Origin of the sequence: Lacticaseibacillus salsurae, from assembly GCF_045862175.1 — a bacterium.
Taxonomy (GTDB): domain Bacteria; phylum Bacillota; class Bacilli; order Lactobacillales; family Lactobacillaceae; genus Lacticaseibacillus; species Lacticaseibacillus salsurae.
The window spans coordinates 1-9,475 of the sequence record NZ_BAAFZI010000068.1; the positions used below are offsets into that span (position 1 = coordinate 1).

7 protein-coding genes and 1 pseudogene are annotated in these 9,475 nt (G+C 45.7%); 2 read left to right on the forward strand and 6 right to left on the reverse strand.

The window, feature by feature from the left end; genetic code table 11:
* Positions 1-116: pseudogene (locus ACKTSG_RS14345) on the forward strand (IS30 family transposase); the annotation flags it as partial.
* Positions 117-177: 61 nt separating this feature from the next.
* Here ACKTSG_RS14345 and rfbD read toward each other — a convergent pair.
* The 5 genes from rfbD to ACKTSG_RS12770 form a co-directional block, all read right to left on the reverse strand.
* On the reverse strand, positions 178-1,023 hold the full coding sequence (gene rfbD, locus ACKTSG_RS12750) for a dTDP-4-dehydrorhamnose reductase (RefSeq protein ID WP_407895283.1): 846 nt from the start codon (positions 1,021-1,023) through the stop codon (positions 178-180).
* A 72-nt stretch (positions 1,024-1,095) separates the two neighbouring features.
* Positions 1,096-2,121 (reverse strand): dTDP-glucose 4,6-dehydratase, encoded by a 1,026-nt coding sequence (gene rfbB / locus ACKTSG_RS12755; RefSeq protein WP_407895284.1) that lies wholly within the window; start codon positions 2,119-2,121, stop codon positions 1,096-1,098.
* Positions 2,122-2,123: 2 nt separating this feature from the next.
* A complete protein-coding gene (gene rfbC / locus ACKTSG_RS12760; RefSeq protein WP_003580267.1) occupies positions 2,124-2,696 on the reverse strand; it encodes a dTDP-4-dehydrorhamnose 3,5-epimerase in 573 nt (190 codons plus the stop codon).
* Between the two features lie 41 nt (positions 2,697-2,737).
* Positions 2,738-3,613: a glucose-1-phosphate thymidylyltransferase RfbA gene (rfbA, locus tag ACKTSG_RS12765; protein WP_407895287.1), complete on the reverse strand. Its 876-nt coding sequence runs from the start codon at positions 3,611-3,613 to the stop codon at positions 2,738-2,740.
* A 148-nt stretch (positions 3,614-3,761) separates the two neighbouring features.
* Entirely contained in the window at positions 3,762-5,324 is a 1,563-nt protein-coding gene (locus tag ACKTSG_RS12770) for a lipopolysaccharide biosynthesis protein (RefSeq protein ID WP_407895289.1), read from the reverse strand.
* 199 nt (positions 5,325-5,523) lie between these two features.
* On the opposite strand from ACKTSG_RS12770, the gene ACKTSG_RS12775 reads away from it, so the two are divergent.
* Positions 5,524-6,513 (forward strand): glycosyltransferase, encoded by a 990-nt coding sequence (locus tag ACKTSG_RS12775; protein WP_407895292.1) that lies wholly within the window; start codon positions 5,524-5,526, stop codon positions 6,511-6,513.
* Positions 6,514-6,698: 185 nt separating this feature from the next.
* Here the strand turns inward: ACKTSG_RS12775 and ACKTSG_RS12780 are convergent, their stop codons facing one another.
* Positions 6,699-9,323 carry a GW dipeptide domain-containing protein gene (locus ACKTSG_RS12780; RefSeq protein ID WP_407895290.1) on the reverse strand — a complete coding sequence of 875 codons (2,625 nt, stop codon included), beginning with the start codon at positions 9,321-9,323 and terminating at the stop codon, positions 6,699-6,701.
* Positions 9,324-9,475: the final 152 nt, after the last annotated feature.

Here is a 9,475-nt window from a genome sequence, read left to right on the forward strand (position 1 = left end):
TCACAGACGAGGAAATCAACCGAATGGTGTGGCAAATCAACACTCGACCACGCAAGATGTTCGGATGGAAATCTTCGCTTGAAGTCTTCTGGTCAGAGATGTTCCACTTAGCTTGACAATTCAAGCAAATAAAAAGCACTCATCACTGAGCACTTTCAGATTACAATTAATGATTGGCTATTTTTCAGCGATTTCCGCCATAAATTCATGCAAGGCATCTTGCCAAGTTGGCAATTCAAAGCCAGTCGCTTTGGTCTTAGAAAGGTCTAAGATCGAATGCCGTGGCCGCCATGCCCTTTGTGGATATTCAGCGGAAGTAACAGGCAAGACCTTCGTGTTGGTGTCTTTCAAGATTTCAGTAGCGAATTCATACCAGTTACATGAGTTGTCTTCAGACAAGTGATAGATGCCATATTCGAGCTTTTGATCGATGGCAAAGGTCATGAATTCAGCCAAGGTCTTGGTCCATGAAGGGCGACCGTATTGATCATTCACCACCGTCAACGTATCATGCGTCTTGGCGAGGTTCAACATGGTGTAGACAAAGTTATGCCCATATTCACCAAAGACCCAGCTGGTCCGGATGATGTAGAATTTCTTGGCGTACTTTTGCACGGCCAGTTCGCCTTCATACTTAGTGCGACCATATTCGTTGCGTGGCGCTGGCTTGTGGTCGACAGTGTACAATTCATCGGAATCGCCATCAAAGACGTAATCCGTCGAAATGTATACTAACGTTGCGTTGTTCTCACCGGCAGCGACTGCCAAGTTCTTGGTGCCATCCACGTTAACTTTTTGGTTGATGGCTTTGCCTTCGTCTTCCGCTTTATCCACGGCGGTGTAGGCAGCGCAGTGATAGATGACGTCTGGTTGGAAGTCTTTGACGTAAGCATTTACCGCGTCGGCGTCGGTGATATCCAGTTCTTTGGCATCAGTGGCGCGGTATTGAAGGCCGCGACGATCCAGTAAGTGACGTAATTCCGTGCCGAGTTGACCGTTGGCACCAGTGATCAAAATTTTCATGTGTTCTCTTCTCCTTCAACGAAAAAGCGAAGCCGAGCGCTTCGCTTTCTACAATGACGATGACCGCAACGATTATTGGCCGTTCTTGGCGTATTTCGCTTCGACTTCAGCCTTTTCAGCTTGCCACCAATCTTGGTTATCCGTATACCATTGAATGGTGTGCTTCAAACCAGAATCGAAATCGGTGTACTTAGGGGCCCAGCCGAGTTCAGTACGCAACTTAGTGGAATCGATGGCGTAGCGCAAGTCGTGCCCTGGACGGTCTTTGACTTGTTCATAGTCAGATGGGTCTTTGCCCATGTCTTTTAAGATCATTTCCAAAACCGTCTTGTTGTCTTGTTCGCCGTCAGCGCCGATCAAATAAGTTTCGCCGATCTTGCCTTTAGTCAGAATCGTCCAAACCGCAGAAGAATGGTCTTCAGTATGGATCCAGTCACGGACGTTCTTACCAGTACCATACAACTTCGGCTTGATGCCAGCTAAAATGTTGGTGATTTGGCGCGGAATGAACTTTTCGATGTATTGGTATGGGCCGTAGTTGTTGGAACAGTTAGAAATCGTGGCGCGCACACCGAAGGAGCGGGTCCAGCCATGGACTAACATGTCTGAAGCGGCCTTGGTTGAAGAATATGGAGAAGATGGGTTATAGCGAGATTCAGTCGTGAACTTCTCGCCAACGCCTTCGCCGTGTCCTGGTAAGTCTTCGCGCAGTGGCAGATCACCGTAAACTTCATCAGTGGAGACATGATGGAAGCGGACATCGTATTTACGCGCTGCTTCAAGCAAAGTGTAAGTGCCGATGACGTTGGAGTGTAAGAATGGTGATGGGTCGATCAACGCGTTGTCGTTATGTGATTCTGCGGCATAGTGGACACAAGCATCCACTTGGCTCATCAACTTATCAACCAATGGCGCATCACAGATATCGCCGACGACCAATTGCACGCGGTCGCCTAAGATGCTTTCGAGGTTGGCGCGGTTGCCGGCATATGTCAGCTTGTCGAGCACGACGATTTGAACGTCTGGATGATTGTTATACACATAATGGACGAAGTTGGAGCCGATAAAACCGGCACCGCCAGTTACCATAATTTTCATGATTAGATCTCCCCGTAAACAAAGTTGTTATCAGCGTCTTTGAGTTGTGGGTGGTGCAAATCTTTTTCAGACATGATCAAATGATCCGTGCTCATTGGCCAGTCAATGCCAAGATCTGGATCATCAAAAGCGATCCCACGGTCAGCGTCTGGCGCATAGTAGCCTTCAACCTTGTAGCAGAAGTTCACGTTATTAGTCAACGTGATGAACCCGTGCGCGAAGCCCTTTGGCACTAATAATTGGCGATGGTTGAATTCAGATAAAATGTAGCCTTCCCATTGGCCGTATGTAGGAGAGCCTTTGCGGATATCAACTAAGACATCTTCAACCACACCAGTGACTACGCGAACAAGCTTAGTTTGCGCGTCTTTACCATATTGGTAGTGTAGGCCACGCAAGACACCAGCTTCAGCGGATAAGGATTGGTTGTCTTGGTTGAAGTCGTTAGTAATGCCAGCTTCAACGAACTTTTCACGGGTGTAGGTTTCCGTGAAGAAGCCACGGTTGTCGCCGAACACATCGGTTTCAACTAACTTAACGTCTTTTAACTTAGTGGGAATGATCTTTAATGCCATAACTATTTGGCCTCCATATTGAGCTGAGTTGTATCAGTGATTTATTTGGTTTCGTTTTGGACTAATTGTAATAAGTATTGTCCATATTCCGTCTTCTTCAACGGTTGGGCCAGTTTTTCAACTTGTTGAATGTCGATGTAGCCCATCCGGTAGGCGATTTCTTCAAGGCATGAAATCTGTAAGTTCTGCCGGTGTTGAATCGACGCAATAAACGCAGACGCAGTTTGTAAGGATTCATGTGTCCCGGTATCAAGCCAAGCGAAACCACGACCCATCAACTCAACATCCAATTGCCCACGACGTAAGTATTCTTGATTGATATCGGTGATTTCCAGTTCCCCACGCGCAGAAGGTTTGATGTTTTTGGCGATTTCAACGACATCGTTATCGTAGAAATACAAACCAGTCACGGCGTAATTAGAGGCAGGGTGTTCAGGCTTTTCAATGATGGACTTGGCATGCATGTTTTCGTCAAAGTCCACCACCCCGAAGCGTTCTGGATCGTTGACGTGATAGCCAAATACCGTCGCACCAACTGGCTTAGAAGCAGCGCGCTGTAACATCTTGGACAAGCCGCCGCCATAAAAGACGTTGTCGCCTAAGATCAAGCACACTGAATCATCCCCGATAAAGTCGGCGGCTAAGATGAAGGCTTCCGCCAAGCCATTAGGATGTTCTTGAACTTTATATTCTAAGTTCAAGCCGAGGTCATGACCATCGCCAAACAGTTCTTCAAACCGTGGCAAGTCTTTAGGCGTTGAGATCAACATGATGTCTTTGATCCCTGCCAACATCAACGTGGACATTGGGTAATAGATCATCGGCTTGTCGTAAATCGGGATCAGTTGCTTTGAGATCGCCCGAGTGATTGGATACAATCGGGTCCCGGACCCACCTGCTAGGATAATACCTTTCATTTCTAAGAAATCCTCCCTGGTTTTAAGTCTCAGCTTCCAGTGTCGCTGAACCAAAACATACAGTATTAGATTATCACAAACTACTGGGTTTCAAAAATGGGAAAACTAGTAATTTGCTGACTTTGCCAAATATTTAAAGAACTGACCCTCAACGATGCACAATATTCTTGAGCAATCGAAACATTTCTCGTTCACCACGCGTTTTCGCAAACACGCCCAGTAACACAATTCCTACGATCAAAGCTACAACGATCATGTAGCCCATTACTGGCAATAAACCCACAGGATTGATTGCCACCAGCTTGATGATAAAGCTTTCAATCACAAGCAATGCCCCAAAAGCGGCCATGTAAATCCAGTATTTCGCATAAAAACCCAGCATCGAACGTTGGTAAGCACCTGAAAATAAAATCCAAGGATCCCACCAAGAGTTGACCAGGATATTGCCAATAATCGTCCCAAGCAACACGCCATTAATGCCTAAGCTAGTAAATTTCACCAGTAACAGACTGAGACCAAAGTTCACAACCGCCTCAACAATTGATTTCACGCGATAACCCCAAAATAAACCATAAGCGTTGATCATATTAAGTGCCGGTCGAAATTGACCGAACACAAAGTTGATGACAATAAACCAAACTGTTGACTCTGCCAGTTGATAATGCGAACCCACCCACAATTTAATAAATGGCGGAAAAGCCGCAAATGAAACCAAACCGATAAAGAAAACCGAAAACGCATTATAGAACGTAAACTGATTAAATAAATCAACTTGTTTATCTTTGTTGTTGCCTTCAGTGGCACCTAAATTCCCAAAACTGGCAATCACAGCGGCAAACACTTGCGTCAATAAACGCGTGATACTGGTCAAAATCAGCGCATAATTTGAATACAGGCCAACGACGGCTAAGCCGATAAATTTAGAGATTAAAATGTTATCGGTACCGGTTACCACAATCGAACCAATTTTAGAGGAGACAGTACCAACAACATTCTTTTTGATGTTATTCACGATGGATGGATCAATTTCAACATCGCTTTTTTCTTTGAGATACGGATAGAAATGGCGCGAGCGCATCGTGATGAAGATGTTCGACAAAATATTCGTCGCAATCAGCACGATCAAATAGCCGAAATAACTATGAAATAGCAACAAGAAGCCGATTTGGAAAACATACTTCAATGTCGACCAAATCAGCTGATTGGTGGCGTCAACATAGCTCTTTTGATCGGCAATCAGCAACGAACGATTATACGTAAAGAAATAACTCACCACGGTACTCAATAAGTATAAGAAGAAATACCAACGAATATGATCAATACTTGATCCTTTGGCCACAAACCAAGGGACGAAAAAGGTTAGCACTGATCCAGCAGCTAAAATCACCAAGCCAATGGTGTTATACACTTTACGGAACAGGTCCATAATGGCGGTGATTGCAGCTTGATTGTGATCAGCTAAAGGTTTATATAACGCATATGAAAAAGCGGCACCGATCCCGAGTTCTGCGAAAGAGAGAAACTGGATCAAATTACTAAATAACCCATTCGCACCCAAATACTGAGCGCCTAAGGTTTTCACAAAAATTGTTTGGGTCGCAAACTGCCCGACCATCATAATCAGTTGGCTCACCAAAGCCGTAGCGGCATTTTGGATTGAAGCACGTTTTCTCGAAACCATTAAAATTCCTCTTCCTAAAGCTGATTGCATTCAATCTGCATAGTTTACTCCTCATTATACAAGAAAAGCGCACAACATTAATCATTTGGTAAAAGTTTATCATTCACGGCTTCTAGCTCACGCTTTCGATCACACCGCATTTGGCGTCAAGTAACTAATATGTTAATCTATCCAAGGAAACGATTCGCACCAGTCCAGAAAGGTTGATATTTTGACAACACCCTCATCTATGCCGCATTCCGTTGTGGTCCTGCTTTCGACATATAATGGCGAACATTACTTGCGAGATCAAGTGACCAGTATTTTGAAGCAAACTGGGCTCAATACGCTATTTTCGCTGCGTCTTTATATCCGTGATGACCATTCGACGGACCAAACCTTTGAATTAATCAAACACTTGCAACATGAGTTTCCTGAGGCCATCGAAATTGTCGGCGACGGTCAAGAAAACTTAGGCGTGCGCGGTAGTTTTCTCGCCTTAGTCAAGCAAGCGCCGAAAAATCAAGATTTGTACTTTTTCAGTGATCAAGATGATATTTGGGAACCACAAAAAGTGACGACTTTTCTTGAACATGCGAAGATGCATCCTGATTCACAGCCAATGGGCTATTACAGCGATCTTTGGGTGGCAGATGCCAATGCGGTGGCGACTGGTAAGAAAATGAGCGATGTGGCGCATTGGCGCACAGACAACACCGATTATGAGTTCTTGTCGTTCAACTACCGGGTGACTGGCGCTGCATTTGCAATCAACGCCAAAGCCCAGGCAATGCTTGCCAACATGTCTTTTCAACTATTAAACTTGGCCAATATGCATGACTCATTTTTCGCATTGGCTATTGCTGCTACTGGCGAAATGGTGTTGATCAATGAACCGCTCACCCGTTATCGCCAACATGCCAACAATGTGGTCGGCGCTTCCGGACATCGTAAAACCTTGGCGGAACATTGGCACAGTGCTTTCGTTTTTCCCGGTCAAAAAATATTTAACAATGTGTTATTGGCACAGTTCATGACGGCACAACAACTTGGCTTTAATCATTCGAAAAACCGTGAAATCATGCAAGACTACCTCGATTATTACGCGGCCAAGCATTTTTGGAATCGTTGGCAAGCCGCTTTAAAAATCAAAGCTCACATATCCCAACCACACCCTACCTTGGGTCTGCTGAAAATAATGCTGGTCAACTGTACCCAATCGTTCAATTTACCAGATTAAATCATTTCTAGGCACCTTCAAGCAATCTCGCTAATTTTCAGCGTGGTTGCTTTTTTTGGCTCATAACCATTCATCTCTTTGAGTTGCCGACGCTAACCCAATTCGAGGAATGGTTATGATTACAAAAAAAGTTCCAATAGGACTAGGCATTGACCTGTCCTATCAGAACTTTTTGCGTATCGTTGCTACTTAACTTGTAAGCCTCGGCTATCGATCCAATACGTTTTGCCATTAGTCAGTTGAATCTGAGCAAATGAATTGCCAACGCTTGGGTTCCGGCTGGTGGTAACTTGTTGCAAGACGGTCACCGATTGGCCGTTAAAATTTTTAGCCAAGTTGTTTTCCACTGCACTTGCCGCATCCGTATTGTAAGGTGCTGAGTACAAGCCATCGGCACGACTGGTTTGATTGATCACAGCAGGTGTTGAAACGGCTTTGGTCGTCGTGATCGTATCATATTTGCTCATCGCAACACTCACCCCGCGGGCATCGATCCAATAAGTCTTCCCGTTGGCCAATTTGATTTGATCAAACACATTTCCGGCAGCAGCACTGCGATTAGTGGTTGCTTGTTGGATAATGGTGATCTGCTGACCCGCGAAAATCTTCGCATTATGATTTTCTTGAATACTCATCGCATCGGTATACCAAGGTGCAGAATACAAGCCATCTTGGCGCTTCGTTTGCGTGATCACCCCGGTTTGATTCAGTGCCTTGGTGCTTGTGATCGTATTGTAAGTCACTGGCTTCAACGCTTTGACATCGATCCACTTCACCTCACCGTTGCTCAAGGTGACCTGGGCGTAGGTCCCTTGTTGAACCGTTGCCAGTGCTGTAACTAAGACGCCGCGCCCGGCATATGCTACAGCATCGGTATTTGGCGTGGATGAATCTGGATCGCTTTGATAAGGATGGGCATATAACCCGTCTTTGCGCTTACTTTGATCGATCATTGCCGTGTAGTGTACCGCTTTTTGATCGCGAATTGGTTCATGTCCTTGAACCTTCACCCCGCGCACATCGATCCAGTACTTACGTCCATCTTTAAGCTGGATCTGATAAAACGCATTTCCAGCACTTGACGAACGACTCGTCGTCGCTTCAGCCAAGATTTTCACTGACTGGTGATTAAACGCTTTGGCATTATGATTTTCAGTGATCGAAAGGGCATCCGTATTCCAAGGCGCAGAATATAAGCCATCTCGGCGCTGACCTTCATTGATCGTCCCAACAGTGTTCAAGTTCTTAGTGCTGGTGACATGATCCACGTGAACCAACTGAATCCCAGCTTGATTGATCCAGTACGTCTTGCCATTGTTCAATCGAATCTGATAAAAAGCATTGCCTTCAGGTTCGTTAGCCGCACCATCTGTGGTGGCGCTTTGCAGGATCGTCACTGGTTGGCCATTAAAGCCCGCGGCATTGTGATTCTTGATCAAGGTGGCTGTATTGGTCAAAAACGGTGCCGAGTACAAGCCGTCGTGACGGTTTGCTTGATGGATACGCCCAACTCCAGTGGTAGAACTGGTGGTCACCACATGATTGTAAAGATCAGTCGTCAAGCCGCGTTTGTCCATCCATTCAACCGCGCCATTATTTAATTTAATCTGGCAGAAAGTGCCAACAGCCGTGGTCGCTTCAGCGGAAACTGGCACCACTTGGTCGTTAAAGACATGCGCGTTGCTGTTTGGGTAGATATTTGACAGCTTCGTATTAAATGGTCCATCTGGGTATAAGCCGTCTGTTCGGCCTGCCTGCTTGATCCGAGCTTGATAGTGCACCGTCTGCTGGGCGCTGATCGCATCAAAGTTACCGACAGCCACTGCGCGGGCATCGGTCCAGTAAGTGGCCCCATTAACAAAGCGAATTTGATAGAACGTATTGCCTGCAGCAGCGGAGCGCGTGGTCGTGGCTTTTTTCAACACCTGAACCACTTGACCATTGCGCGCAACTGCATTCTTGTTTTGGCGGATGCTTGCCTTATTGGTGTAGTATGGCGCAGAATACAACCCATCTGAGCGCCCAGCTTCATTCACTTTACCTGGCAAGTTAACCGCCGTCGTCGCAGTGACTTTGTCATAAGCTCGCGCACCATTTAACGGACTTGGGTAACGACTCTTGTAGTAGGCATTCGCTAAATCATAAAATTGAGTGGTATTATAGCCCCATTTTTTTAAATAGGCGATCGGATCAACGTGATCTGTTCCGCCTAAGTAATGGGTCACATCATAATGCGTCCAAAGCGTGCCCACCCCAGCGTGTTGGGCTGCAAGGGTCAAGGTCCAATTAAAATGATCCGCTAAATAGGCCACATACCACGCCGCATTATTGATTGATTTGGCAAATTTCGTCGCATTCCGTGCAGTGACCAATTCGAATTGAACGAAGCGATGATTGGCGTATGGCCCTGCACCCCAACAACCTTTTTCAATGTCATGAATATTCAAAATCGTATTGGCATCGATAAACGTATGCACAAAGGCATTCTGCCAGCCAACATTGATCTCGTAATCAGCTTCACTCCGCGCTGAATACGTCTTCTCATTGGCTGTATAGTGGAAGACGACACCATTGGGTTGTTTATCTGGCGTCGAATAATCAAAAATCTCAAAATTATGTAAATCTTTCGTGATGCCTACCGGTGAGAGATTATGACTGGTGATATAAGCATTCACACTTGATGACACCGTTAAATATTTAGCCGGCGCACTCGCCGCTTGCGTGCGGTTGATATGCTGCGCCACGCCTAAGTAAAACCCCGTTAAAGCCACTGCAACCGTTGCCATGGCTTGGATCCATTTTTTTCTCATGTTTTTCCCTGCCCAACCTGAATTTCGTAAGCAGGAGATAACCACACGTTCATAACGCCAAAATCGGGTCAAGGCACATCTCTATGATGTGTCTTGGCCCGATTTTCTATTGCTAGTCCAGACTAATGTTCCATGGCAAGTATGGCGCCAGC

Excerpts from the sequence above, each read along its gene's own strand:
- rfbD (WP_407895283.1), bottom strand. The coding sequence starts at position 1,023 with ATGAAAATTTTGATCACTGGTGCCAACGGTCAACTCGGCACGGAATTA.
- rfbB (WP_407895284.1), bottom strand. The coding sequence starts at position 2,121 with ATGAAAATTATGGTAACTGGCGGTGCCGGTTTTATCGGCTCCAACTTC.
- rfbC (WP_003580267.1), bottom strand. The coding sequence starts at position 2,696 with ATGGCATTAAAGATCATTCCCACTAAGTTAAAAGACGTTAAGTTAGTT.
- rfbA (WP_407895287.1), bottom strand. The coding sequence starts at position 3,613 with ATGAAAGGTATTATCCTAGCAGGTGGGTCCGGGACCCGATTGTATCCA.
- ACKTSG_RS12770 (WP_407895289.1), bottom strand. The coding sequence starts at position 5,324 with ATGCAATCAGCTTTAGGAAGAGGAATTTTAATGGTTTCGAGAAAACGT.
- ACKTSG_RS12775 (WP_407895292.1), top strand. The coding sequence starts at position 5,524 with ATGCCGCATTCCGTTGTGGTCCTGCTTTCGACATATAATGGCGAACAT.
- ACKTSG_RS12780 (WP_407895290.1), bottom strand. The coding sequence starts at position 9,323 with ATGAGAAAAAAATGGATCCAAGCCATGGCAACGGTTGCAGTGGCTTTA.